The organism is Bacillus sp. ISO11 (genome assembly GCF_003458115.1).
Classification (GTDB): domain Bacteria; phylum Bacillota; class Bacilli; order Bacillales; family Bacillaceae_G; genus Bacillus_A; species Bacillus_A cereus.
On the sequence record NZ_QXCO01000048.1, the window covers coordinates 1 to 25,468 of the forward strand.

Sequence of the window (25,468 nt, forward strand, 5' to 3'; positions counted from 1 at the left end):
TTCTCTTTCTGTAAATAGTTTTTTTGTCATTTTCAACATTCTCCGATCTCAATTTTCCTTTTATTATACAAGAAATACCCTATAGAATAGACTTTTTTCAAGTGTCTATTCTATAGGGTACATTTTACCAATTGAGTGTCTTTTATTATTATTTTCGAATTTGCCCATTTCCACGAATCACATATTTTGTAGAAGTTAATGCTGGAAGCCCCATTGGTCCTCTTACGTGTAACTTTTGTGTACTGATACCAATTTCCGCTCCGAATCCAAATTCGGATCCATCTGTAAAACGAGTCGATGCATTATGATAAAGTGCCGCGGCATCTACAGAAGTAAAAAACTTGCTGACGTTTTCCTCGTTTTCAGTAATAATCGCTTCAGAATGCATAGATCCATACGTATTTATATGATGAATCGCTTCTTCAACAGTGGAAACCACTTTCACTGCTAGTGTGAGAGATAAAAACTCAGTTTCCCAGTCTTCTTCTGTCGCAAGTAAGATAGAAGGATCAATCGCCACTGCTTTATTATCACCACGTAGCTCCACTCCTCTTTCCTTCAAGGAAGAAAACAACTCGCTACCATATTGCTCTGCCCAATTCTCATGAAGTACAATCGTCTCAATTGCATTACATACAGATGGACGCTGCGTTTTTGCGTTTATAATAATATTAAACGCCATTTGTTTATCCGCTGTTTCATCAATGAAAATATGACAATTCCCCGCACCTGTTTCAAGTACTGGAACAGACGCTTCCCTCACAACAGTATCGATTAATTGTTTGCCACCTCTTGGAATAAGAACGTCTAGATAATCATTCATTGTAAACAACTGCTTCGCGCTATCTCGCGTTGTATCTTCTATAAGCTGTACACTTTCTTGAGGTAAGCTTGTTTGTTTGAGCGCTCTGTGAATAACGGCAACGATGGCTTTATTAGAATGAATAGCAGAAGAACTACCACGTAATATGACTGCGTTTCCTGTCTTCAAACAAATTGTAGCAGCATCCACTGTTACATTCGGTCTTGCCTCGTAAATCATCCCAACAACACCAAGTGGTACGCGCATTTCCTGAATAGATAGTCCATTTGGCCTTTCCCATGCACTTACACATTCTCCTACAGGATCACGTAATTTAATTAGCTGCTTAATCCCTTCTGTCATATCAACAATACGCTGTTCATTCAGCATAAGGCGATCAAGGAGTGAATGAGAAAATCCTTTCTCCTTACCTTCTTCAATATCCCGTTTGTTTTCTTCTAAAATATAAGCTGTTTCTACTATCAGCTGATTAGCAATTGCAGCAAGTGCTTCATTTTTTTGATCTGTAGTTTTAAGCACAAGTTCTCTAGCAACCTCTTTTGCTTTTATCCCCTTTGCCAACACTTCATTCATTTTTATTTCCTCCTTTTTAAAGTGAAACCCAATGATCCCTATGGATGACTTCATAACTATGTCTCTCGCCTCTTACTTGAATATCTTGGCTTTGCATACCTTTTACATCTCTTAGTTCCTCTGCACTATATGTGCATTGTCCTTTTCCTATTACGCGCCCTTGTTGCGTTACAACCTCTACAACTTCACCCACTTGGAAAAATCCTGATACATTCGTAACACCAGCTGGAAGTAAACTCTTCCCATGCTGAATGATGGCAGTAGCTGCCCCAGCATCTACTTCAATTTGTCCGCTAACAAGCGAATGCAAGGCAATCCATTGCTTGTTCATCTTCATTTCTTTTTGAGGAGCATTACCAACATACGTTCCATCACCCTTACCCTTCAAAACATCTACAAACTTTTCCTGTCCACGTCCTGTTCCGATAAATACACTCACACCAAGAGAGAGTGCTGTCTTTGCAGCATCGATTTTTGATTTCATACCGCCAGTCCCAAGTTTTGAGCCTGCATCTCCTGCAAGAGAAGAAATTTCTTCCGTAACTTCAGGAAGAAAATAATATTTTTTTGCATCCGCATTTTTCTGAGGATTTTTGTCATATAACCCGTTCACATCCGTAAAGATCATAAGCATATCCGCCGAAACAAGCCCGCTTACTAAAGCTGACAGCATATCATTATCACCGAACGTTAGCTCCTCTAAAGAGATGGAATCATTTTCATTAATAATTGGAAGAGCGGAACGGTTTAATAATTCTCCTAACGTAGCGTAAGCATTACTATATTGTTCTTTTCTAGAAAAATCACTTCTCGTCAGCAAAAGTTGCGCAGTAACGATGCCATATTTACGGAATTCCTCCGTGTACGCCTGCATTAACAAACTTTGTCCGACAGCTGCTGCAGCCTGTTTCCCTTTAATCGTTACAGGTCTGCTAGGATATCCTAGCGCTGAAAAACCTGCAGCGACGGCTCCAGATGTAATTAACACAACCTCGTGCCCATCTTCTTTCAACCGAGCCAATGCGGCAACGTGATCTGAAAGCTGTTCTGTAGAGATGCCTCCATGACTATCTGCCAAGGAACTACTCCCAATCTTTACAACAATTCGTTGTTTTTTCACTTTTTTATCCCCCAAGTCTAAAATCAAAGTTTTTTTATAAATTACACTTCATTCACTTTGTAACTATATCTATTCTCATCAATGCTGCACTGAAGTATTTAAGAGCAAAATAAAAATGACCGCTTCGCCCTTAATAAAATAAAAAGGACGAAACGGTCATTGTTCCGCGGTACCACCTTAATTGATATACATAGATATCCACTTGGTGCCTATAACGCAGGCGAACGCCTAAACTTTCATTTAAGACTCAGGGATAGGTTCGATATATTCTATACGAGGAATCTTTCAGCCGGTGAATTCCACTCTCTTTCGCAAGAAGACATATGTACTAATTCCCTTCAACGATTTTCAATCTAATTTTTTTATATTATGCGATATAGTTCGATTCGGTGTCAAGAGGTATTTTTAAAAATAAATAGAGCCACAAGTTATTTGTATGAAATTATCGCCCTACTGAATGAAAATACAAAATGATATAAGTTTAACTCATATTCATAAACATAAAACCTTACATTATAGTGTATATATTTACATAATGTCGAATATAATTAATTTTTGTCTTTTAGTGTTGCAAAAAGGAATATATTCTCTTAGAATGTTTCTTTATATTGCACAGGGATGTTATTCTTATTCTAAGAAAATAATATCAAACCGATATAATTGATTATAAAAGGAGCAAGATTGAGTTATTATGGATAAACAAATTGGATTCATCGGTTGCGGAAATATGGGAATGGCTATGATTGGCGGAATGATAAACAAAAATATAGTGTCTTCAAATCAAATTATTTGTTCAGATTTAAACACTGCTAATTTAAAAAATGCTAGTGAAAAATATGGGCTAACTACAACTACCGACAACAATAAAGTAACTAAAAATGCTGATATTTTAATTTTATCAATCAAACCAGACCTATATTCATCAATAATTAATGAAATAAAAGAAGTAATCAAAAACGATGCTATCATCGTTACGATCGCTGCTGGAAAAAGTATTGAAAGTACTGAAAATGCCTTTAATAAAAAAGTAAAGGTTGTAAGAGTAATGCCTAATACTCCTGCTCTTGTTGGAGAAGGAATGTCTGCATTATGCCCTAATGAAATGGTGACAGAAAAAGATTTAGAAGATGTACTAAACATTTTCAATAGTTTTGGTCAAACAGAGATCGTAAGTGAAAAATTAATGGATGTTGTCACATCCGTAAGTGGTTCTTCACCAGCTTATGTATATATGATTATAGAAGCGATGGCAGATGCTGCTGTACTAGATGGTATGCCAAGAAATCAAGCATATAAATTCGCTGCTCAAGCTGTGTTAGGCTCTGCAAAAATGGTACTAGAAACAGGAATACATCCAGGTGAATTGAAAGATATGGTTTGTTCTCCTGGCGGAACGACAATAGAAGCTGTAGCAACATTAGAGGAAAAAGGATTACGAACAGCGATTATTTCAGCTATGCAGCGTTGTACGCAAAAGTCTGTTGAACTATCTGGTCAAACTAAAAAATAAAACTATAAAAGAGATTACGTTAGCTATGAATTCACATAATTTTAATTAAAAATTCACTACATGATAAACGGCCAAACTCATATAAAATTGAGCTTGGCCGTTCTACTTTTTAATTATATTAAAATAATTTGATTTGACTCTTCTTTAAAGGTTCTGTTTTATCCCTTACCTATTCCCTACTATGATTGTGTAATTTTATTAGAAACTAATAATTTTTCAATGCATTTCGGTAACATATCTAATAGTGTTTCAAATGCGTAGTTTACATCTAGACGTTCTGTCCATTGATGTGCATCTTTTCCTACCGGTCCCATATTTAATACTGGAACATCAAACTCTTCTAATTCCTGAAGCGGAATTGAATAGCCTTTATCCCATAATGGCATATTGTCTACAAGCGAACTCATTGAATCCAGTGGATACTGCAAGCCTACATAGCTTAAATCTGAAATCCCCCCAAAATAATTTTGGTTTTCAAATGTAATTTTATGATTGTAATGTGCATACTTTTCCATTTCTACAACTACCTCTTTTATTAAAGGATTGTTGCGTGAACTCACAGCTGGATAGTACGGCGGAGCGAAGAAAAGTACAATCATCGGTGCCTTTTCTTTACATAAAATCGCTAATTTATCTACTAAATCAATCGTTACCGCACGATCATCTTTATCTCCTCTATTTTTTATAATATTAGATTGAATATGATCTATTTTTTCTCGTCCATGTTGCTCAATTGCATATGTGATAAGCTCTTCATAAGTTAATACATTTACTTTGAGATTAGGTGGTATAAATGGATTATATTTAGAAAAACGATATGCATGTTTTTCATACGACTCTTCTATTTTCTCTGCTACTTTCGTTACTTTTTGACGTAACAATGAAACTACATCTGTCATTGATTTTTCTAATAAAAACAAATTAAATAATGTGACTGCACGATGCGGAATTTGTACAGAATAATCCTCTTTTAAGTCCCTTTGAAGTAAGTTAGTTGGTGGAGGACTCGCTTCCCCTTCTACAATATCACAAAGGTCTGTGTTTAACTCTAGTTCTGCTGTTATTAATGAAGCCATATAACTCCCATTTAACCCTGCAAAAGGTTCACCTACATGTGTCTCTTTTCCGTAGCAAAGAAAACCAGGTAACACTTTACCAATAGAGCCAGTGTAAATATACTTATTTTGGTCACCAGGATGTCTTGAAAACATAGGCTCTGAGTTTAAGACCGTTTTATAATCTAAATTATGCTCTCTTGCTAAATCTAATAGTCTCGGAACAGCGGCCCTCATCCCTACAGAATTCACTTCTTCATCTGGTACAGCCAATAAAAGAACATTCCCATCGAATCTTCCTTCACATGCTTGTTCAATCATTGCCATTTGTAATGCGAGGCCGCATTTCATGTCCATTGTTCCTCTACCAAACAGCCAATCTCCATGTTCTATATCTTCACGTACATGGTCTGGAAGTTCATCTTTATGAGAATAAAACATAGATGTTAACTTTTTAGGATTAAATGCATCTTCTTTCCACACTCCGTAATCTTGTACATCTACAACATCAAAGTGACTTACTAGAATTACAGTATTTTTTTTACTATCGCTTTTCTTTACTAGTGCTGTAACAAAATATCGTCCGTCCCCCGTCGGATTTTTTTGCACATGGTGCGGGTTTTCTTTGAAGTACTGTAAATCAGATAATTGCTCCACAACAAAGTCTGGCAATATCACTTCAGCCTCTGTACCTGTAATACTAGGAATTTCAACAAGACTGCTTAATAATTGAATCAATTGTTCTTTTGATTGCCACCTTGACATATAAATCCCCCTATTTTTCCGCATTATGAAAACGAATTCCAATATATGAATAAAAAATGACGACAGCTATCAAAATTATAGTTCTGATGTACTGCCGATTTTTATTGATATTTCATGAGCTGCTTGTTTTACCTTGCTAATAAGAAAAGATAGTCGATCATCATTAATACGATGACTAATTAACCCAACACTTAATGCTCCTACTACTTTATGATTAAATCCGATAATAGGTGCAGCTACTGAAGCTGTCCCTTCTGTTTTTTCACCATAACTGACAGCATATCCTTCATTTTTTATTTGCTTTATTTGATTAAGAAGAATTTGCTTTTGTTCTGGTAATGAAGGAAGTAAATACTCTACAATATGTTCCATTTCATTCGTTTTCATATTGGCAAGCATCGTTTTATTTGCAGCACCAATTGAAAGTGGAATTTGTTCTCCTAGATTATCGATAACCCGAATTTTTAAAGGACTATCAATTCTTTCAATGATAATAGAATGCGTTCCGTTTGGAATATTCAAATAGACACTTTCTTCCACTTCAGCAGCCAAACGTTTCATCACTTCTCTTGCAACAGATCTATAGTCTACCTTCTCCAATTGACGTAACCCTATTTCCATCCACATTGGTCCAATTTTGTACTGTTTTGTCTCTGTAATTTGTGTAACTAACCCATGCTCCATTAGAGAGTTAAGTAATCTATGTACTGTACTAACCGGGAGATGTGTTCCATCAGCTATATCAGAAATAGCCCAATACTCTTTTTCATTTGTAGAATTCAATAATTTAATAATACTTATCGCTCGATCAATGGACTGTACCATAACTCGCCTCAACTTTACTCGTAATATGTTAGTACGCTTAATTAACTATCAATTTAGCAAACATTCGAAATGAAATCAATCTATTTATTTAATTTTCTAACAATAAAAACATATCACTAACAATGAATTGAAAACGCAAACAAAAAAATATTGACTTTTCTTTTTAATTGTCTGAAAATTATAACAAGATTTCACATCACGGAATACATTCCATAATACGGAAAAACATCAAACTTTATTCTATCAACTACGAAAGTGAGGAAAACAATGGCGCAAGTAAACAATACAAACAATGAATTAAAACGTACGATGAAAAGTAGACATTTATTCATGATTGCACTCGGTGGTGTGATTGGAACGGGGTTATTTAACGGATCTGGCTTTATAATAAGTCAAGCTGGACCTGGTGGATCCGTACTTGCCTTTATGGCTGGTGGATTATTAATGTATTTCGTTATGCTATGTCTTGGTGAACTCGCTGTAGCCATGCCTGTTTCGGGTTCTTTCCAGGAATATGCCACTAAATTCATCAATCCTGCAACTGGCTTTACAATCGGATGGTTGTATTGGTTAAGCTGGGCGAATACGACCGGTCTTGAATTTACAACTGCTGGTATTACAATGCAGCGCTGGTTTCCTGATATTCCTGTTTGGGTTTGGTGTTTAATATTTGGCGTTACAATCTTTACTATTAACGCATTATCTGCTCGTAGTTATGCAGAAACAGAATTTTGGTTTTCAAGTATAAAAGTATCTGCCATTATAGCTTTTATAATTCTTGGTGGCGCCGCTATGTTCGGCTTTATTGATTTAAAAGGCGACGAACCAGCTCCACTTCTTTCAAATTTCGTAAATCATGGTGGTTTATTTCCGAATGGACTTGCAGCTATTCTATTAACAATGGTTACAGTCAATTATTCCTTCCAAGGTACAGAGCTTGTCGGAATTGCAGCAGGTGAAAGTGAAGATCCAGCAAAAACTTTACCTCGTTCTATTAGAAATATTATATGGCGCACAATGTTTTTCTTCGTCTTAGCAATCTTTGTTCTTGTTGCTTTAATTCCTTGGGAAGAAGCAGGACTCACAAAGAGCCCATTCGTTGCTGTTTTTGATAATATCGGTATTCCATATGCAGCTGATATTATGAACTTTGTTATTCTTACTGCTGTTCTTTCTGTTGCAAACTCAGGACTATACGCTGCTACTCGCATGCTTTGGTCTTTATCAAAAAACGAAATGGCTCCAGCATTTTTAAAGAAATTATCATCACGTGGGATTCCTCTCAACGCTTTAATCATGACAATAGCTATTTCTGCTTTTTCTCTTTTAACAAGCGTCGTAGCTGCTGAAACGGTTTACTTATGGTTAATTTCCATTTCTGGAGTCATAACAATTATTGTTTGGATGTCAATTTGTGTTTCTCAATTCTTTTTCCGCAAACACTATTTAGCTGAAGGTGGAAAATTAGACGATTTGAAGTTCAGAACTCCACTCTATCCCCTTGTACCAATTCTTGGTTTTGGATTGTATGGCATTATATTAGTAAGTCTTATCTTTATCCCAGATCAAAGACTAGGCATTTATTGTACTGTACCATTTATCATCTTTTGCTATACCTACTATCACTTTAAAGTTAAGAAAAGAATTGCAACTAACACTCAAAGTGAAACTAAAATTAGCGAAACTTCGTAATATTGTACGATACAAAAAAGACAACACGTGGCGTTTCACTTCATGTGTTGTCTTTTTTTATTATTTAAATATGAGTTCACCTGAATTTAATGGATTTTTCTCTTCTCCTACAAAAGTAGTAAAATTTTCATTTGAACTTGCTACCTCAGTTGGATTTATCGTATTTCAATTTCGATATAATAATAAATAGGTATATCAGATATAGCTGTACATTATTAGAATTACATTCATTACTCAACTGGTAGTTACCAAGAAAGAAAGGAATGATCATAATGATACAGAACATATACGAGACTCATTTACATGTAAGAAATTTAGAAAAAGCGATAAATTTCTATCAAAACAAGCTAGGATTAACGTTAGCAAGAAAACTCTCCAAAAGAAGAGTGGCTTTCTTTTGGGTCGGAGAAAATAAAAAACAAATGCTTGGACTATGGGAAGTAAATAATATCGAAGACTTTGAGCTGAGACATTTTGCTTTTGGTGTAAATTTAGAGTTTTTAATGACTTCTAAAGCGTGGTTAGAGGAGCGTGGAATAGAAGTGATAGGAAGTCAAGGAAAAGGAAATCAAGAGCCAATTGTCCAAAGGTGGATGCCCGCTGCAAGTGTATACTTTCTAGATTGTGATAGAAATAAATTAGAATTCATTTCTATGTTACATGACAATCCAGATGAATTAGAATATGCATCCTATTTAAGTGTATGGAATGCGGAACACCAAGAAAAATGAATGAAATTTCCGTTCAAGTCTTTTCTAATTTTTTAGATATACTGTTGTACGATCCCCCTTTTGCTATTAATTTTCGTCGGATTTATGAACAGTTATCGTAATGGAAAATTCATGATAACTCCAATTGTTAACATAATGCATTTATTTTCATCTTGTATTTGTACTTACGTACTAGCAATTCCTAATCTGCTTCCATTACAATTTGAAACATTTAATTTTTCTTCTTATCTGGCATCTAATCTTTAAACAAAAACTCCCCTTAAATCGAAAATGATTAAGGGGAATTTTATATACGATGCAATTATAGTTCAGATTTCACCCGAACAGAAACATTATTTTTAATTATATTTTTGACATCTTTAAAGCTAACAAAATTGTTACTTTTCTCATCCCAAAGACGGAAACGGAGTGAACGCAAGCTTGTAGCAAGCGTAATTGTTGGTACATTTTTTAAAGGAAGGGTATTGTTGTGTGCCTCTTCTAGTTTATAGTTAGGTACTCTTGGACTTAAATGGTGAACATGATGAAATCCAATATTACCCGTTAGAAATTGCAAAATTTTTGGAAGTTTATAAAAAGAACTTCCCTCCACTGCCGCTTTCACATATTCCCATTCTTTATCTTCTTCAAAATAAGAATCCTCGAATGTGTGCTGTACGTAAAACAGCCAAATCCCTATTGAACCTGCTATTAAAAATATAGAACCATGTACTAAAAGAAACGATTGCCATCCAATTGCCCAGCAAAGCATTCCTACAATAGCAACGATTAAAATATTCGTTAAATAAGTGTTCATACGTTCTTTTTTTCTAGCACCTTTTCGGTTAAATCTATTTTTAAGCAAGAAAACATAAATCGGGCCTAACCCAAACATAACGAATGGATTGCGATATAAACGATATGCTAAACGGAGTCTAAATGGTGCTGCTACATATTCATCTACTGTAAGCGTCCAAATATCCCCTGTACCCCTCTTATCCAAATTACCACTCGTAGCGTGGTGAATAGAATGCTCATGCCCCCACTGATCAAATGGGAATAATGTTAAAACACCCATACACGTTCCAACTATTCTATTTGCACGTCGACTTTTAAAGAATGAATAATGGGTACAATCATGAAAAATAATGAAAATCCTTGTCATAAATCCAGCGGCTAACAGTGCTGGAACTAATGTTAACCAATAAGAAACTGACAAACTTTTATAAGCAAGGTACCATAAAATAATAAATGGCACGATTGTGTTGATCAGTTGCCAAACACTTTTTTTAATCGTTGATTTTTCAAAAGGAGCAACTTGTTTTTTTAAATTTTTAGTATTTTCTAAGGTCATTGTTCTAATTCCTTTCCTTTTTGTTGCTAATTCATATTATAGCACACTATTAGTATCAGGTGTTAAAAGTAGCTATAATAAATATTTTATACTATGAAAATCTCTTTTTTCTTACTCATTACTTACAAATTTCTTACGTCCAAAATAGCTTCTATAATTGGACAGACGGAGCATTTTATGTATCAAAGAAACTTCATATTTTTCCAATAAGTACATAAAAAACAGCGAGTTTTTTCACAAGAAGAAAAAAGCTGCAATCAGTCAGTTTCACCGACTTATCGCAGCTTCTCTTCTTTTTACCTTATTTTATCGATGAAGCCAAACTGCACCTGCAGACTTGTCTTCAGCTTGGCCTACCACTTCAAACTTCAGTCCTAGCTTCGGTAACTTACGTCCTGCATCAGGAATAACGCTGTTGATGTATTGCTTAGAATCATCAAATTTTGCTACTCCTGGTAATCCTTTATAATCAAAGATACCGCGTGTTGGTGAATTTACTTTCCATGCTGGTGTTTGATCAAATGAGAATGCCGCATCGGCAATTTGATAACGCGTACTGCTCTTCACAGTAGGTTGTCCGTTTAATGTCCCTACAATTGCCTCTGGATGAGAATCTACTACTCCTAAGAACCCTTCACCTGGATGAACGCCTACCCAGTTATCTGTAAAGCTTTGATCCGCATACCATACAACCATTCCTGTATTAAATACTGGGCCACGTGCATATTGTAACGCAGTGTCAGAACCAGCGTAATTTCTCCACTCTACATAGTAATTATGTTTTTTCTGTTCAAATCCGTTAGACACAGTAAAGCCTTTTAACGTCATTGCGGGCTGACCTTCTGCATCATCAGAGAAAACAACTTTTCCATCTACAGTTAAGGCTGCATTATCTAACGCAAATCCTTTATAAGCTACTGCAATATCTGTTAAGTACTCAAATTGCAGTTTTACTTTTTTTCCTTTGAATTGGCTTAAATCGTATGATTTATCAACCCACTTACCATCAGTTGTATCCGCGCCGCCTTTTATATCTTTTTCGCCCATTCTATCAATGCGTGTCTTCGTTCCATCTTCTGCAATCGCATATACGTCAAGGAAATCATACTTCGCTTCAAGTTCGTAAAATGCCTTATAATCGAACTTAGCATCCTTTGCATTTGTTAAGTCAAATACTGGTGTCTCAAGTGTTGTATGAATGTCATTTCCTTTTGTACTGTAATAGAACTTCTTACCAAACGCTGATTCAATATTTTTTATATCTTTGTCCGGCAAGTTAACACGAACAATTCCAGGTCGTTTAGATTTTGTAGTACTTTGATCTACATATGTTGCAACACCGATTCCTTTGCTAAGTTTGTCATAATCTACTTCAAGAATATTCGCCCAGTTCCCCTTCATATTCTTTTGGAAAAACTCTTTATTTTGTGGCGAGAAACTCGTTGGCTCTGTTCCTGCAATTTTTCCAGCCCAGCTACCACCACTCATAATAGACCATGACTCAACAGGTTCACCTTGTCCTGAGTACTTTGTATCATATTCATCTGGTAAGCCTAAATCATGGCCATACTCATGTGCAAACACACCAACTGCTCCGTCTTCAGGCTCGATTGTATAATCATATGCAGCCATCTTTCCGCCCCAGTTCGAAACAGAAGATTTCGTGCCATCAATTGCATATGGTTTTGAACCTAGTTTTGAACGATGTGACCAAATCGCATCATCTTTCAATTTACCGCCGCCAGCTTCTTGACCAACGCCAGCATGTACAACCATTAAATGATCAATAATGCCATCTGGCTCATTTTTATTTCCATCACCATCTTGATCGTATTGATCAAATTGGTCATAGTCTGCTAAATTGATTCCTTTTGCTACCGCTGCTTTTAATGCTTCTTTCACAAAATCTTTTGGTCCTAAAGGCCCCTTGTTATCATGCCCAGTACCCGCATCAGCACCATAATCTGATGCTTTTCCTGGAACAGTAAGCCATTCTGTTACAGTCCCATCAACTGTATAGCTACCACCAGATTGTTCTTCATAATATTGCTTAAATGTGTTAATTTTCGATCCATCAAATAAAGTAAATGGTTCATCACCAAATAACATTTTTTGATAATGTTCACGATTAAAGTCCTTAGAATACATGTATCCTGGCTCTTGATCAATATTGTTATGCTTAAAATCGCTAAATTCTACAAGTAAAACAAGTACTTTATCTTTTCGAACAGCTCCATTGTATTCTTCTTGCTTCGCTGATGTAGTAGGTACTTTTCCATTTAATTTCCCAGGGTTCAATGCTGCACCTTGTCCAGCTACTGGGCCTACTTCAGGCTGCTGCGCCTGTTCATTTTCCCTCATTTTTGCATCTTTTACTTTTTTCATAAAGTCAGAGGCTTCTTGCGTAAGACTATCTCCTGTTAAGATTTCTTTCCCAGGGTTTTCCCCTTTCTTTTTCTCAACATATTTTTCGACAGCCTTTGAAGTCTCAGCTTGTGATGCAGATTGATCAATTACCCCCCGTTGTTTTAGCGCTTCAGCCAAACGCTCCTCCGGTATTAAGTGCTCATCTATTGGTAGAGATGATGTTGGTGTCTCAGCATACGCTGCGTGACCTCCAAAAGCAAACGTACTACTTAGTACTGCTGCTGTTGTTAATACCGCTAATGGTTTTAATTTCTTTTTCTTTTTCAATGTATTTCCTCCCCAGTGTCTGCAAATTATCGTTTTTTGCCGATAACAACATAATATTCGTTATAATACGAATATTCAATCTTTTTCAACAAATAAAATGTTGAGAAATATTTTTTTATGCAGGGTGAAATACATAAGATATAAAAACAAACAGACTCTCCTATAAATAACAGTGAACTTTTATATGTTCTTAGTTACAATCAAAATCCAGTAAATCTGGGATTCATACTTTTTTAATAAAAATAAGAATTAAATATTTTCTATACTATTTAATCTATGGATTACCATATTACTCACTATTCTCATTATTACAAGCTAATAGTGGTTCGTACATCATTATAGCGTGATTCTCTGTTACATATTGATCTTCTATTAACTGTTTCTGTTGATTATATACTTTACGTTGAATCACATTATGTCGTATATAACCGCCCCAGTATGCAGGTTGAATTGAGTGTTCTTTCTCATACACTTCATATTGATAAAGTTGCGGATAGACTGTTCTCCATTCACCAACTAAATGTTCATCTGTCATATAAAGGTGAAGTTGATACGGTTGGTCCGTTTCATTTTTAATTTGTAAATCCAAATAGTTATAGGAACAAGTCGCCCCACTCCCAAACGGTTGATTTCGCCTAGAGTCAGGAAAGACATCAAAGCTATGACGATATCGTTCTGTTACTGTCAGTGGTGTATGTAAAGTCATCCAATATATTAAATTCGAAAGCTGACAAAGACCTCCTCCAATACCTGTTTGAAAAGATCCGTAATGTAATACCATACCTTCTACATACCCTTTTTTCCTCGTTGGCTTACCTATTAAACGCCAGTAAGAAAATGTTTCTCCCGGTCTAATGACGATACCATTTAGTTTTTTAACAGCAATTTTCAAATTAACAACCTTATTCTGTTGATACCACATATCTACATCTTTTAGCTTACGAAGTAATATCGTTTGGTGCTGAATTGCTGTACAAGGTAGCTTTTCTTGTTGGAACCTTTTTGCATATGTTTTTCCGTCTGCCAACCACTGAATGTACCTCTTTGTAGAGTAATACCACTTCCCTAGCATAATGCGATACTTAGACCGCTGTTTAGGACGTAAGTGCACTATATTCATTTTATTCCCTCTCTCTTTCTTCAAGTAAATTCTAATATATTTCTAATTCAATAAACTACAGTTTTCTTAGCTGCATAATAATTTCCGCAAAAAAACAATAAATTTACTCTAGTGGAGATTTTATTTTGATGATTGCTTTATAATTATATAAAACTGAGCTTCAATACAATAAATTGAAATAAACATATTATAAATATAACGGATAACCTTAAATAAAAAATAATGAACATTAAAGAAATTCTAAAGTATTAATATATTTTTCGTAAATATTAATTGATAACTCATTAGACTTTACTATATGTATAACTTCTTATTCTACAAAACGAAATTTTTTAATGTAAGAAAAAAATATAATTTCCCTTTAACATTTATACAAGTCTCATATAGAAAAATTCACAAAACAATTCGAACACTTATATTTAGAATAAACACAAAAAATTGCCACCAGTTAACTTAACTGGTTGGCAATTTTTTAACGAGAATGCTTTACAAATAGTTGAATTGCTTCTTCTGGTACATAGCACTTTCCATTACTCTCTACAATAATACTTCTTAATTCATACCCTTTACCATTGATACGAATTATATTTTTGTTACCAAATAATTGTGCTTCTACTTTATTATGTTTTACTACGAGTAACGGGTTTGCTCCTTCGGTTTTGTCGGCTGTTACAGTTGCACCGATTTTCTTAAAGGCTTGTTCACTCTCTAAAAATATTTTATTCGTTACTTCTTCTAAGTTAAAGCCCATCGCTTTCGCCATCGTCTTCGCAATGTCTGTATTTTGGATTAAGCCTTCTGGTTTTTGAGGTCCATAAGAATGTAAGAATACATCCTCACCTGTATGTCCTCCTGTCGTAAAGCCGATATTTGCACGATTAGCCAATAATGTAGTAAGAATTCGTCCTACATCCATTTTCTTTTTTGCCACTTTTAATTTTTCTTTTTCATCATGAGTTAGATTATCCAAACCGTATAGTTTAGCTACATCTTCTACATTTGATAAATCAGATTTCAGTTTATTTATAGTTCCTTCAAGTGTCATTTTCGCCTTTTTCAATGGATCAATGTATGCAGAAACCGGTGTAGTATTGTATCCTTTTGTCGTATTCCTATTCCCTATAGAGATGCCGCTGTTACCATGATCAGTTAAAGCGATGAGCATCGTATCCCCATCTTTCTTCGCAAATTGTAACGCCTTTGCTACCGCTTCATCAAATGCCAATACATCACTAATCATCCCAATTGGATCATTAGCATGAGCTGCCCAATCAGGCTTACTACCTTCTACGAATAAAAAGAAGCCATCTTTATCTTTTGATAATGTTTGAATTGCTTTTTCTGTCATTTGAGAAAGTGTTGGTTGTTCTGGATTTGTTGCTATACGATCCATATCAAACGCAAGAGCATGATGTGAGAAAGAGCCCCAAATTTTATTAGATTTGGAGTTCAATAACGCATCTTTCGTTTCAACGAAATCGTATCCTTTGTCTTGAATCACCTTTACTAAATTTTCACCATCTTTTCGGATTCCATTACTTTTTATAGGTAGCAGCGCCGCTTTTCCCCCGCCTAATACGACATCTATATTTTGATATACTTGCTGCTTCGCAATTACATCAAAATGTTTGCGATTGACATGGTGAGCAGAGAATCCGGCCGGAGTAGCATGCTGAATTTCAGATGTAGCAACAATGCCAGTTGCACGACCAGTACATTTTGCTCCTTCTAATACGTTTGCGACCGGCCGTAACTTTTCTTCTTCTTTTATTGGCTGTAAGCTAGGCGAACTTACAATAGAAGGTAATACACCTACATATCCTGAATTCGATTTATTTCCAGTTGCTAAAGCTGTTGCTGCTGGCGCTGAGTCTGTAATAGCTGATTCCGCCGAAAACGTACGAACACCTCCTGTTACAATTTGATCTAACGTAAGCGGTGCCCCTTTATACCAGCGAGCCAATGTTGTCGCCGTTGAACTCGTTCCGTCCATAACCATCATAATTATATTTTTAGGCTGGTGTTCTACTTTTTTCACCTTAGCTTTGGCCGCATGATAATTCATCATACTTTCCGTACTTAATACGCTTACTATTATAGCTCCCACCAATAGTAACTTTTTCATCTTCACACCATAATTCAACATGATTGTTCCTCCATAAACTTTGCATTCATTTCAATACACCTTATTTCCTTTTCCATACCAAAACCTACATATGTTTTATTAGTTCCCAATTCTCATAAAGCTAACAATAGTTACTTTCTCTTTCTTTAATTAAATATCGATATGTATCATTTATCTTATAAAAAAGATTTAACATCCTTTTCATTAATTACTTGTTTAACAATAAATCCTCGATTAAAAGAAATAAAAATTTATTGTTAAACAATAAATTTCATGTTAAATTAATAAGATATTAAATAAATGAGGTGCTTTTTATGAAACAAGGATCCACACTCTTTTTAAAGACCGTTGTAATTCTAATCGGAATCCCCGTTCTTGCTATGTGCATTTTTTTAGTCCCTAAAATAGGAAATTTTGCCGCAGAATTATATCCAGATATTGCATATATTAAATATCTTGTATTTATCAATTTATACGCAACAGCAATACCTTATTACTTCGCACTGTACCAAACATTTAAGCTTTTAAACTATATTGATAAAAATAACGCATTCTCAGAGCTATCTGTTCAAGCTTTAAAAAATATTAAGTACAGCGCATTGGCAATTAGTGTATTATATGTATTAGGTATGCCACTTTTTTATCTCGTGGCAGAGAGAGATGATGCCCCTGGCATTATTATTATCGGAATGATTATGATTTTTTCTTCAATGGTAATCGCGGTCTTTGCTGCCGTTCTCCAAAGACTATTAAAAGATGCTATAGATATAAAATCAGAAAATGATTTAACGGTCTGAGGTGAATAATATGGCAATTATTATTAATATTGATGTAATGTTAGCAAAAAGAAAAATGAGTGTAACAGAACTTTCGGAGAAGGTTGGAATTACAATGGCTAACCTTTCTATCTTGAAAAATGGAAAAGCAAAAGCAGTCCGTTTTTCAACTTTAGAAGCAATATGTAAAGCATTAGAATGCCAACCGGGTGATATTTTAGAATATCAACCTGAAGATACCAAGTAAAAAGAGTCCTTCATACGAGAAGGACTCTTTTTATTACACATTACGGCGCAAAACTAATTTGACCAGTAAACAATAGGATAATTGCTATGATCCAAAATATAAAAAATGATGAGGACAGTATTAATGAAAGAATAGCAATTCCCTTCTTCTCTGTTCTTTTCGTCATTGTGATTATTGAAAGCATGATACCTACACCTGTCAGGGCAATTGTAATATAATCTCCAACTATATTACCTGCATTGGCTATCCTTGTTGGCGTTATAAAAACGAATAGAAAACACAAAATGCCGATGAGTAAAGATACATAACTTATTATACTATACTTCTTTTTAGGAACTATTTCAGTTTTCATACTAACCCCACCCCTTCTATATAGCTATGAGTTCATATTAACATGAATAACCATAATTTGGTTAAAATAAACTGACCACTTCCTTATTAAAGATGGACGATTATCCTTTAATCTCTAGTAATTATTATATACAGAAAATAAAGTGAAACTTTAATCAGTGGAGGTTTTGTTCACCCTCCACTGATTATTAGTTGAAGCAATCAGGCTGCCCGTTATTGCGGAATAAAATGAAAGAGTTCTAAAAAATAAAGACTGTACCTTTAAAATGAAAGATTCAGTCTTTATTAATAACTTTTTTTATAAAGAAAACTCTCTATCACTCACTATCTTAAAAAACTCCGAGTAATGTGATAAAGAATAATCCGCTACATCACAATCAGCTTGAAACATACATGTTGAAATACCTAATTCTTTTGCAGGTAATAAATCTAATTCTCTATCTCCAATAGCTAAATCAATATTATGTTTTTTATGTAAATGATTATAAGCTAAAGAGTTGGGCTTTCGTGGAAAGCCATCGTCAATTGTAATCATATCTACAAAGTATTTTTCCCAGCCGTAATATTTTAAAATGTCCATAACCCCTGTCCTATGTTTATGGGTCATAATCACATTTTTATCTGCAAATTTCAAAACCTCTTCGACACCTGCAAAAGGTTTCATATCTTTTGGCGTGAATTTCTCCTTCAAAACTTTAATCTTTTCTTCCTGCTCGCATGAAATATTATAATACTGAATTGCATGAGAGTATGATATTTTTAAGTTGTTGTATATTTCTTGTTTTTCTACTAAGTCACCTAATATTTCAGAAAGCATCATTGTATATGCAGGATACGTATCAAATAACGTCCCATCAAAATCCCATAAAATATTCATTCTATTCACCTTCTATTTTCAAATCATTCAATGACTAAATCCGCCCTATCCCTCGGCAATTCCGTTTCTAAGTAATAATCCTCTGCTTTCCAATACCTGTTTTCAAATTTTGAAAGGTTTTTCTGTGTCTCCTCACTCTCACGTAGAAACCTTGTCTCTCTTGGACAGTCCAAATAGACCATATAATGAAAGAAATCTCTCCATTCTTTTCGCTGCAGAAAAACTCCTTCAATAACAATTACCCCTACAATAGGAATCTGTACTTTTTCCATTTCACATATATCTGTTTCTTCATGAAAGAAAGGTAATTTCAATTTTGTTTCATGTTGTAGCTTTTGAAAAAATTTCTGCCTTAGCCATTCAATGTCCCATTGTAAATAATAATACTCGTACCATTCTTCATATCCAGTATGATATCGTTTATTACGCTCCACTATGTGATCATCAATATGGAAAATATGAAACGGAATGCCTTCTTGTTTCATATTTTCTTTTAAATTGGTTACGAATGTTGTTTTTCCAGATCGACTTAAACCATCTATACCTAAAATGAATCTATTTTCCCTATGCTTCTTCATAATCGTTATAAGTTCGTTTGTGCTCATTACTTCTTCCACTCTTCTTTTAATAAAGAATATAAAATAGTATTATGAGCAACTCCATTTTGAATCATATGTTTTCGAAGTAATCCTTCTTCTTGAAATCCTGCTTTTATTAACAATTTTTGAGAAGCTTTATTTTCTACATATACAACCGCTGCGATTCTTATTAGTTGCAGCATTTCAAATCCGTAAGCTAAAATCGCTTGTAATGCTTCCGATGCATATCCTTGTCCCCAATATGTATCATCTAATTCATAACCAATTTCAGCTCGTTTATGATTATTATTAATTAAATGAAATCCGCACGTTCCGATTAATTGGCCCGTCCCTTTTTTCTCGATTCCCCAGCGAAATACACTGCCCTCTTCATAACGATTTTTAAACGTTTGAATCGTTGTTTTCGCTTGCTCAATATTTTCAAAAGAATCCATTCCGAAATAACGTATAACTGATTCTTTCGAAAAATATTGGAACATCGTTTCTGCATCTAATAGTGTAAGTTCTCTTAAGAGTAAACGTTCTGTTTCTAGTTTTGGAAATCCCATCTCTCTTTCTCCCTCTATTCTAATGAACTGCAAATTTCAATATAATTTCCATCTGGATCAGCAATGTAGGCAATTGTTTGTCCCCACGGTTTTACAATCGGTTCAACTAAAATCTTGATTCCTTGTTCTCTAAATTGCTCAATCGTTTCTTGTACATTCTCAACAACGAATCCTAATTCGAAATGAGAAGACTTTAATTCACCTTCTGTAAGCGGTAGTCCTGTTAATTCTTTCACATCTTGCCGCGTATTCATCGCTAAAATGGTAGTTCCAGTATTAAATTCAATATATGTACCGTGCTCTGCTTTTATAGGTAACTGTAAAATATCTTTATAGAATTTTAAACATTCCTCAAACTTTTCTACATATAAAATAATGTACTTCATTTTCAAATCCATTTTACATCCCCCTTTGTATCTATCCCTAAAATTTCGACAAAAGTCTCACAAAAACCTTGTTCCTTGTAGTAATGAGCAAAAAAAATGAGGCCGATTTCTCGGCCCCCCAGCTTATTGGCATAAAACAGGAGATTTGGTTTGGACATAACCAGTTCGTACTTTTATTATATTTTATTTTTTCTGAATTTTAAATACATTAAACACCTATTTATATTGAGAAAGTTTTTTGCTTGCATAAAATTAAAGATTTTAAGAAATGATACAAATGGAGGTGTATACATATGGAACCAATGCTATGTCCAAGCTGTAAAACGAACCGTACTCGCTTTAATATTCTTGAGCAACAAGTAAAACCAGTCAAAATAAATCCACAAACTGGTCAAGTAGAAGAAGAATACACAAATGAAACGATGAATGCTTTTCATATGGCCTATCAAGGACCTACATACCGTGTCCAATGTGCTGTATGCGGACTTGTTGAAAACCCTGAACAATTTATTAAACCTGCGCAAAATCAGTCTTTCTAATAAAAACATGATTATCCCTTATAGAAATAGATTTTTCTATAAGGGATTTTTTCGTTTAATACGGTAAAAAAACGTATTTCTTCCTTATTATATATTAAACTTCGCACTCTTTTGTTAATATTCAAAAAAGGACAATACATCAAGTAATATTAATATTTAGGATTTCGGATCATTTTAACTAGTGGTTTATTATTAAGAATCATTTCTTATTCATTTATGATTTTTATTTGGTTATAAGATTTTATAATACTTAACTAATAGTTCTACACCTTAGTTGCATAGTTTTTATTATATAAAAAAGAGTGAGCAAATTACGTTTATATAGAAACAAAAGAAGTTAATCCCGGTATTTCCCTCTCATCAACTGCTTTTAAACTCCACTCTTTATTATAATATTTCACTTTTTAATTTTTTGATTTTCCAAGAGAGTCTTATAAAAAAGTACATCCACATACAACCTGAAAGACCTGTCGTAACTTTCGCCCACATTGACAATCTTGATTCCATCGGGCTTAAAAATAGGTTATACATTGATGGTAATATACTTGCTGATATAATAACAAGGAATAGCAATAATTCATTTAGTTTTTGTATCCTCGTCTCTTTTTCTGAGTAAATATCAGGCAATTCATTAACCTCTTCTACCTCTTTACAAAAATAATTCCATCTTGTGAAACTTGTTACGCGTTTCCAACCTGACATTTCGTATATTTCGAAATACTCTTGTTGTTGTTCTTTCGAATCTCTATAAACTAATCTAAAATCAGCTTTGTATATTACATCTTTTGGCTCAGTTTTCTGAAACGTATACATTAAATTATATTTTTGTAATGCCCAACCTTGCTGATGCATCTTTCGTAAAAAAGCTTCTTCTTTTTCTAAATTCCATGCCGTAAAAAATTTAAATACCCTTTTTGTCTCCATCTTCCATTCACTCCCCTAATATACTGTTTCCATTCTTTACAGACCGCTGTAATCTGTTGTACTCCAGTTCCAGTACTTCTCTCCCAAACGGCGTTAACTCATAGCACTTCTTTCTATCTGTAGAGGCAACTTCAACAATTAATTTTTCTTTAAGTAATTTCGTCGTATTCCCGTATAAAGTACCAGGACCGAGCTTTACTTCCCCATTTGTCATCTCTTCTACCATTTGCATAATTCCATATCCGTGCATTGGTTTCACTAGTGATAACAATATGTAATATGTCGCCTCAGTTAACGGAATATATTTTTGCGCCTTCCCATTCATTATAACTACCTCCGATACATCGCCTTATGATATATCGACTTACGATACATCGTATATCGATATTGTATAATCATATTCCAAAATATGCAAGAGTAATTTAATAATTAAATATCCATTTCTTTGAATTAAAAAACCATACAAATTTTCTGAATAATTTGTTAAAATATAGAAATATTAGCTCTTTTATAATGAAAGGAATGGTACATATGATAAATAAATTGAAAGAAAACATCGGATCTGTGTTTGTTGGGAAAGAAAATGTTATTGATCTACTGCTCGTTTCACTTCTTGCTGATGGACATGCACTACTCGAAGACGTGCCTGGTACTGGGAAAACGTTACTGGCGAAAACCATTTCCAAAAGTATTGGTGGTAGTTTTTCTCGCGTTCAATTCACCCCCGATGTACTTCCAAGTGATATAACAGGTATTGAATACTTCAACCCAAAAACAAGCGAATTCGAATTAAGAATTGGACCAGTTATGACAAACATTTTGCTGGCAGATGAAATTAACCGTGCAATGCCGAGAACGCAGTCGAGTTTGTTAGAAGCGATGGAAGAACGACAAGTGACGCTCGAAAAACAATCTACGCCTCTGCCGAAACCGTTCTTTGTTATTGCGACGCAAAACCCAATTGAATCACAAGGGACTTTCCCTCTTCCAGATGCACAGCTTGATCGCTTTTTAATGACGATTTCAATCGGTTATCCTACTCCTGAAGATGAGCTACAAATGATGCGACGTTTTCGGAACGATTTACCATTAGAAAGTGTCACATCTGTCATCTCATTAGAAGATATTTTAGAATCTCAAAAACGAGTAAAAGAAATATTTGTTTCGGAACCGTTAGAACATTACATTATTAAACTTGCTCATGCTACAAGAAATCATGATTATATCGCTAACGGTGTAAGCCCACGTGCCACATTAGCTTTAGTACGTGCTGTTCAAGCTTTAGCCTTTTTACATGGGAGAGAATATTGCACACCAGAAGATATACAATTGTTAGTTCCTTCTGTTTGGAATCACCGTATCGTCTTATCAATGGAAGGTGCATTACGTACGACAAAAAATGATATTATGAAAAGTATTTTAAAAGAAGTTGACGTACCTGTGGAGATTGAGCAAGCATGAATGGACAGCGTGTTGTAACTGTGCCTTTATTTTTTCAACTCCATATTATTCAACTAACCGTTCCAATCGCGTTACTTTTCACATTCTTTTTCCCGCAACGAATGCTTATGTTTCTCTTTTTCTTCTATTATATATTTGCGATTTTTATTTATAAATATGTCGCTTTCATAGAGAAGAAGTTTCAAATCATAAATGAGAAACAAACTACACGGCTTTTTCCTGAGGAATCTGGACAGTTTTTTATTCATTTAAAAAATGGAGCCAGCATACCGCTCGTTAATGCTGTTTGTTACTTTCATTTAAATTCGTCCCTTATACCGCATAAAGAGCAAGGCATTGAACAAATATCAAAAACATTATTCTCTTTCCCATTTTCACAACCTGCAAATTCGGCACAAAAATGGGGTTTAACATTAACCGCAACGAAGCGTGGTGTGTTTCAAATTGAACAGTTTGAATGTGTATTAAAAGATCCATTTCATCTATTAACTGTACATTTACCTGTTTTTGATAAATTAAGGACTGAAATTATTGTGTATCCTTCTCCTAAAGAAGTAGCAGGTTTGCAAGAACTTCAGCAACTTTTGAATGGATTTTATCGAACGAATTTTTCTTTTTACAATGATGAAACATCTATTATCGGTGTAAAGCGATATGAGCGTGAGTCTTTCCGCTCTATTCATTGGAAGGCATCTGCTAAAATGCAACAATTACAAGCGAAGCAATATGAACCTGTAAAAAATTATAGTTGGACGATTTGTCTTTCTTTAGCTGCCGATCGTGGATTTGGTTGGAAAGATAATGTAGAAGAACTTATTTCATATGCAACATACATTTTCCAGTACACAACGAAGCACCACATTCCGTTTGAATTGTTTATTAGTGTATTAGCAGAAGGCGGTGCATTACATGTACCGTTAAATGAAGGACAAACACAATATGCAAAAGCTTTAGAAGAATTAGCCCGTATTTCAGATGATAGTACGTTACTTCCGAAACAAGGATTCCTTCATTATGTAAAGAGAAAGAGAGAACGATCGTCTACAATGATATACATTGGTTTACAAAGAAATGAACTCCCTCTTCTCTCGCAGCCAACGTTTCTCATTACTAGTGAAGGGATGGTGGAACCAGTTGAAAACTTGGCTATATCACATTCATGATTTCATTCTGCTCCTCCTGCTTTCATTATTAACAGAAAGAGATGAACTAATTAGTATTGCAATATTTTTAACAACAGGCTATATTGGAGTATTTCTTATTCATAAATTTATGCAGAAAAAAACAACAGGATTTGTAATACTTTTAGTTCTTCAAATCGTTCTTTTCTCTTTATTTTTACCTTTTTCTCTTTTTGGCACAATCATATTACCACTATTTTTCTTTATCGTACATGCGATCGGACCTGGATATCCAGTTCAAAAATCTTTAGGTGGTATTGTATGGTTTGTTGTTTCAGCTATATTTTATGCACCCTTTCCACCGTTGTGGAAACTATTAATGTTAGCCTTGCATCTTATGATTACATTTTGGTTAACCGGGGCAAATCGCAAACAACAACTATTACGTTTTGCTTCTATCATTACGATTGGCTTAATGAGTATATTAATTGTTCAAGTATTTCCTTTCATTCGACTTATTTTTGGTTTTATAACGGAAGTAGTCGCATTAGGCGTCGGCTATGCTTTAATGCCATTAATTAAAGCAGCGGAATTAAAAGATACTGAAGATGTTTGGGCAAATAAAGGACATCTCTTAAAACCAAAAATTGAAGACGGAAAAAAATTTCCTGATTTTGATCCAATACTCATAAATAGCGCTACAATAATAGTCTGTACAGCTATCGCTATTTACGTCGTTTGGAAAATAGTAAAAAAACGAAAACATTTAAGTTTACCAAATATGCCCGCCTTCGAATCTACTATCATTACTGATAAAGAAGGAATGAGCCAAAATCGTTTTAAACGAAATAAACCGCCGCATAACGAAATTCGGAAGGAAATTTTCAAGCTAGAGAGTAAGTTAACCCCTCCTTTAAATAGAAAACGGGGAGAAACTGTTGAGGCTTGGCTAGAAAGAATAAATGATAAAGAAGATGTAAATATTCAAAGTGATATTATTATAGATGCTTATAATACGGTGCGTTATTCAAATGGTAAAAGCATTGTACTTCTGCATGAATTTAAGGAAGAGGTTCATAAGCTTTATGCCTATCAGAAAAGTTTGAAGAAACGAAAGAAATAACGTAACAAAAAGACTCCTATATTTGAACTGAACCCAAAAAATTAGACAAATATATTAAGCAGCTACTAAGGATTGAACTCTGTATTGCACAGGGGACAATCCTTTTAGTTTTGTTTTAATTCTTTTGTGATTGTAGTAATGAATATAAGT

General features: G+C 34.5%; 26 protein-coding genes and 1 other annotated feature. Of the genes, 10 read left to right on the forward strand and 16 right to left on the reverse strand.

The window, feature by feature from the left end; genetic code table 11:
- Positions 1-148: 148 nt before the first annotated feature.
- Positions 149-1,396: a glutamate-5-semialdehyde dehydrogenase gene (locus D1166_RS28600; RefSeq protein ID WP_097796578.1), complete on the reverse strand. Its 1,248-nt coding sequence runs from the start codon at positions 1,394-1,396 to the stop codon at positions 149-151.
- A gap of 16 nt (positions 1,397-1,412) precedes the next feature.
- Positions 1,413-2,516: a glutamate 5-kinase gene (gene proB / locus D1166_RS28605; RefSeq protein ID WP_000744736.1), complete on the reverse strand. Its 1,104-nt coding sequence runs from the start codon at positions 2,514-2,516 to the stop codon at positions 1,413-1,415.
- Between the two features lie 140 nt (positions 2,517-2,656).
- Positions 2,657-2,867: a binding site (T-box leader), on the reverse strand.
- Positions 2,868-3,207: 340 nt separating this feature from the next.
- Here proB and proC point away from each other — a divergent pair.
- Complete coding sequence (proC, locus tag D1166_RS28610; RefSeq protein WP_097856269.1) at positions 3,208-4,026, forward strand: pyrroline-5-carboxylate reductase; 819 nt, start codon at positions 3,208-3,210, stop codon at positions 4,024-4,026.
- A gap of 179 nt (positions 4,027-4,205) precedes the next feature.
- Here the strand turns inward: proC and D1166_RS28615 are convergent, their stop codons facing one another.
- On the reverse strand, positions 4,206-5,870 hold the full coding sequence (locus D1166_RS28615; protein ID WP_118043512.1) for a M20/M25/M40 family metallo-hydrolase: 1,665 nt from the start codon (positions 5,868-5,870) through the stop codon (positions 4,206-4,208).
- 51 nt (positions 5,871-5,921) lie between these two features.
- Positions 5,922-6,671 (reverse strand): IclR family transcriptional regulator, encoded by a 750-nt coding sequence (locus D1166_RS28620; RefSeq protein ID WP_061655471.1) that lies wholly within the window; start codon positions 6,669-6,671, stop codon positions 5,922-5,924.
- 267 nt (positions 6,672-6,938) lie between these two features.
- Between D1166_RS28620 and D1166_RS28630 the strand changes: the two genes are divergently transcribed.
- The 3 genes from D1166_RS28630 (at position 6,939) to D1166_RS28640 (ending at position 9,094) form a co-directional block, all read left to right on the forward strand.
- Positions 6,939-8,363 (forward strand): amino acid permease, encoded by a 1,425-nt coding sequence (locus D1166_RS28630; protein ID WP_000079967.1) that lies wholly within the window; start codon positions 6,939-6,941, stop codon positions 8,361-8,363.
- Positions 8,335-8,553, forward strand: a complete 219-nt coding sequence (locus D1166_RS28635) for a hypothetical protein (RefSeq protein ID WP_071686451.1) — start codon at positions 8,335-8,337, stop codon at positions 8,551-8,553. Before D1166_RS28630 ends, D1166_RS28635 begins: the two co-directional genes overlap by 29 nt.
- 82 nt (positions 8,554-8,635) lie before the next feature.
- The gene (locus D1166_RS28640; protein ID WP_000615639.1) at positions 8,636-9,094 is read left to right on the forward strand and encodes a VOC family protein; all 459 of its coding nucleotides are present in this window, start codon (positions 8,636-8,638) and stop codon (positions 9,092-9,094) included.
- Between the two features lie 301 nt (positions 9,095-9,395).
- Here the strand turns inward: D1166_RS28640 and desA are convergent, their stop codons facing one another.
- The 4 genes from desA to D1166_RS28660 all read right to left on the reverse strand — a co-directional run bounded on the left by desA (position 9,396) and on the right by D1166_RS28660 (position 16,387).
- Positions 9,396-10,427, reverse strand: coding sequence for a Delta(5) desaturase DesA (gene desA, locus D1166_RS28645; RefSeq protein WP_000171499.1), 1,032 nt, complete (start codon positions 10,425-10,427; stop codon positions 9,396-9,398).
- A gap of 306 nt (positions 10,428-10,733) precedes the next feature.
- Entirely contained in the window at positions 10,734-13,121 is a 2,388-nt protein-coding gene (locus tag D1166_RS28650; RefSeq protein WP_000727449.1) for an immune inhibitor A domain-containing protein, read from the reverse strand.
- Positions 13,122-13,410: 289 nt separating this feature from the next.
- Entirely contained in the window at positions 13,411-14,241 is an 831-nt protein-coding gene (locus tag D1166_RS28655; protein WP_097856267.1) for a VanW family protein, read from the reverse strand.
- Between the two features lie 472 nt (positions 14,242-14,713).
- Positions 14,714-16,387, reverse strand: coding sequence for an alkaline phosphatase (locus D1166_RS28660; protein ID WP_097856266.1), 1,674 nt, complete (start codon positions 16,385-16,387; stop codon positions 14,714-14,716).
- Positions 16,388-16,680: 293 nt separating this feature from the next.
- Between D1166_RS28660 and D1166_RS28665 the strand changes: the two genes are divergently transcribed.
- Together D1166_RS28665 and D1166_RS28670 are read left to right on the forward strand one after the other, a co-directional pair.
- A complete protein-coding gene (locus D1166_RS28665) occupies positions 16,681-17,163 on the forward strand; it encodes a DUF2975 domain-containing protein (protein WP_000809119.1) in 483 nt (160 codons plus the stop codon).
- Positions 17,164-17,173: 10 nt separating this feature from the next.
- On the forward strand, positions 17,174-17,389 hold the full coding sequence (locus D1166_RS28670; protein ID WP_000974620.1) for a helix-turn-helix domain-containing protein: 216 nt from the start codon (positions 17,174-17,176) through the stop codon (positions 17,387-17,389).
- A 40-nt stretch (positions 17,390-17,429) separates the two neighbouring features.
- Here D1166_RS28670 and D1166_RS28675 read toward each other — a convergent pair whose 3' ends face one another.
- From D1166_RS28675 to D1166_RS28695, 5 genes are all read right to left on the reverse strand, one after another.
- A complete protein-coding gene (locus D1166_RS28675) occupies positions 17,430-17,741 on the reverse strand; it encodes a hypothetical protein (protein WP_000845560.1) in 312 nt (103 codons plus the stop codon).
- A 297-nt stretch (positions 17,742-18,038) separates the two neighbouring features.
- Positions 18,039-18,617 (reverse strand): HAD-IA family hydrolase, encoded by a 579-nt coding sequence (locus tag D1166_RS28680; RefSeq protein ID WP_097856265.1) that lies wholly within the window; start codon positions 18,615-18,617, stop codon positions 18,039-18,041.
- A 23-nt stretch (positions 18,618-18,640) separates the two neighbouring features.
- Positions 18,641-19,222, reverse strand: coding sequence for a kinase (locus D1166_RS28685; RefSeq protein ID WP_000106120.1), 582 nt, complete (start codon positions 19,220-19,222; stop codon positions 18,641-18,643).
- Entirely contained in the window at positions 19,222-19,764 is a 543-nt protein-coding gene (locus tag D1166_RS28690; protein WP_000506653.1) for a GNAT family N-acetyltransferase, read from the reverse strand. Before D1166_RS28690 ends, D1166_RS28685 begins: the two co-directional genes overlap by 1 nt.
- 14 nt (positions 19,765-19,778) lie before the next feature.
- Positions 19,779-20,162, reverse strand: coding sequence for a VOC family protein (locus D1166_RS28695; protein ID WP_000364497.1), 384 nt, complete (start codon positions 20,160-20,162; stop codon positions 19,779-19,781).
- 281 nt (positions 20,163-20,443) lie between these two features.
- Here D1166_RS28695 and D1166_RS28700 point away from each other — a divergent pair, with 281 nt between their 5' ends.
- Positions 20,444-20,689, forward strand: coding sequence for a hypothetical protein (locus D1166_RS28700; protein ID WP_000433602.1), 246 nt, complete (start codon positions 20,444-20,446; stop codon positions 20,687-20,689).
- A 387-nt stretch (positions 20,690-21,076) separates the two neighbouring features.
- Here the strand turns inward: D1166_RS28700 and D1166_RS28705 are convergent, their stop codons facing one another.
- Positions 21,077-21,613 carry a DUF2812 domain-containing protein gene (locus D1166_RS28705; protein ID WP_097856263.1) on the reverse strand — a complete coding sequence of 179 codons (537 nt, stop codon included), beginning with the start codon at positions 21,611-21,613 and terminating at the stop codon, positions 21,077-21,079.
- A 7-nt stretch (positions 21,614-21,620) separates the two neighbouring features.
- The gene (locus D1166_RS28710) at positions 21,621-21,938 is read right to left on the reverse strand and encodes a PadR family transcriptional regulator (RefSeq protein WP_001013434.1); all 318 of its coding nucleotides are present in this window, start codon (positions 21,936-21,938) and stop codon (positions 21,621-21,623) included.
- 206 nt (positions 21,939-22,144) lie between these two features.
- Between D1166_RS28710 and D1166_RS28720 the strand changes: the two genes are divergently transcribed.
- The 3 genes from D1166_RS28720 to D1166_RS28730 are packed head-to-tail and all read left to right on the forward strand — an operon-like array spanning position 22,145 to position 25,318.
- Positions 22,145-23,074, forward strand: coding sequence for an AAA family ATPase (locus D1166_RS28720; RefSeq protein WP_000608776.1), 930 nt, complete (start codon positions 22,145-22,147; stop codon positions 23,072-23,074).
- Positions 23,071-24,237 (forward strand): DUF58 domain-containing protein, encoded by a 1,167-nt coding sequence (locus tag D1166_RS28725; protein WP_097856262.1) that lies wholly within the window; start codon positions 23,071-23,073, stop codon positions 24,235-24,237. Before D1166_RS28720 ends, D1166_RS28725 begins: the two co-directional genes overlap by 4 nt.
- Positions 24,209-25,318, forward strand: coding sequence for a DUF4018 domain-containing protein (locus D1166_RS28730; protein ID WP_097856261.1), 1,110 nt, complete (start codon positions 24,209-24,211; stop codon positions 25,316-25,318). Before D1166_RS28725 ends, D1166_RS28730 begins: the two co-directional genes overlap by 29 nt.
- 54 nt (positions 25,319-25,372) lie before the next feature.
- On the opposite strand, the gene D1166_RS28735 is transcribed toward D1166_RS28730, so the two are convergent.
- Positions 25,373-25,468 (reverse strand): IS3 family transposase (locus D1166_RS28735; RefSeq protein WP_130055901.1); only part of this gene is annotated, 96 nt, incomplete at its 5' end.

What these genes read in the sequence shown, in the direction of transcription:
- D1166_RS28695 (WP_000364497.1), bottom strand. Translation starts at nt 20,162, where the DNA reads ATGGATTTGAAAATGAAGTACATTATTTTATATGTAGAAAAGTTTGAG.
- D1166_RS28640 (WP_000615639.1), top strand. Translation starts at nt 8,636, where the DNA reads ATGATACAGAACATATACGAGACTCATTTACATGTAAGAAATTTAGAA.
- D1166_RS28615 (WP_118043512.1), bottom strand. Translation starts at nt 5,870, where the DNA reads ATGCGGAAAAATAGGGGGATTTATATGTCAAGGTGGCAATCAAAAGAA.
- D1166_RS28620 (WP_061655471.1), bottom strand. Translation starts at nt 6,671, where the DNA reads ATGGTACAGTCCATTGATCGAGCGATAAGTATTATTAAATTATTGAAT.
- proC (WP_097856269.1), top strand. Translation starts at nt 3,208, where the DNA reads ATGGATAAACAAATTGGATTCATCGGTTGCGGAAATATGGGAATGGCT.
- D1166_RS28670 (WP_000974620.1), top strand. Translation starts at nt 17,174, where the DNA reads ATGGCAATTATTATTAATATTGATGTAATGTTAGCAAAAAGAAAAATG.
- D1166_RS28660 (WP_097856266.1), bottom strand. Translation starts at nt 16,387, where the DNA reads ATGTTGAATTATGGTGTGAAGATGAAAAAGTTACTATTGGTGGGAGCT.
- D1166_RS28655 (WP_097856267.1), bottom strand. Translation starts at nt 14,241, where the DNA reads ATGAATATAGTGCACTTACGTCCTAAACAGCGGTCTAAGTATCGCATT.
- D1166_RS28665 (WP_000809119.1), top strand. Translation starts at nt 16,681, where the DNA reads ATGAAACAAGGATCCACACTCTTTTTAAAGACCGTTGTAATTCTAATC.
- D1166_RS28720 (WP_000608776.1), top strand. Translation starts at nt 22,145, where the DNA reads ATGATAAATAAATTGAAAGAAAACATCGGATCTGTGTTTGTTGGGAAA.
- desA (WP_000171499.1), bottom strand. Translation starts at nt 10,427, where the DNA reads ATGACCTTAGAAAATACTAAAAATTTAAAAAAACAAGTTGCTCCTTTT.
- D1166_RS28705 (WP_097856263.1), bottom strand. Translation starts at nt 21,613, where the DNA reads ATGGAGACAAAAAGGGTATTTAAATTTTTTACGGCATGGAATTTAGAA.
- D1166_RS28685 (WP_000106120.1), bottom strand. Translation starts at nt 19,222, where the DNA reads ATGAGCACAAACGAACTTATAACGATTATGAAGAAGCATAGGGAAAAT.
- D1166_RS28675 (WP_000845560.1), bottom strand. Translation starts at nt 17,741, where the DNA reads ATGAAAACTGAAATAGTTCCTAAAAAGAAGTATAGTATAATAAGTTAT.
- D1166_RS28725 (WP_097856262.1), top strand. Translation starts at nt 23,071, where the DNA reads ATGAATGGACAGCGTGTTGTAACTGTGCCTTTATTTTTTCAACTCCAT.
- D1166_RS28600 (WP_097796578.1), bottom strand. Translation starts at nt 1,396, where the DNA reads ATGAATGAAGTGTTGGCAAAGGGGATAAAAGCAAAAGAGGTTGCTAGA.
- D1166_RS28710 (WP_001013434.1), bottom strand. Translation starts at nt 21,938, where the DNA reads ATGAATGGGAAGGCGCAAAAATATATTCCGTTAACTGAGGCGACATAT.
- D1166_RS28690 (WP_000506653.1), bottom strand. Translation starts at nt 19,764, where the DNA reads ATGGGATTTCCAAAACTAGAAACAGAACGTTTACTCTTAAGAGAACTT.
- D1166_RS28700 (WP_000433602.1), top strand. Translation starts at nt 20,444, where the DNA reads ATGGAACCAATGCTATGTCCAAGCTGTAAAACGAACCGTACTCGCTTT.
- D1166_RS28680 (WP_097856265.1), bottom strand. Translation starts at nt 18,617, where the DNA reads ATGAATATTTTATGGGATTTTGATGGGACGTTATTTGATACGTATCCT.
- D1166_RS28630 (WP_000079967.1), top strand. Translation starts at nt 6,939, where the DNA reads ATGGCGCAAGTAAACAATACAAACAATGAATTAAAACGTACGATGAAA.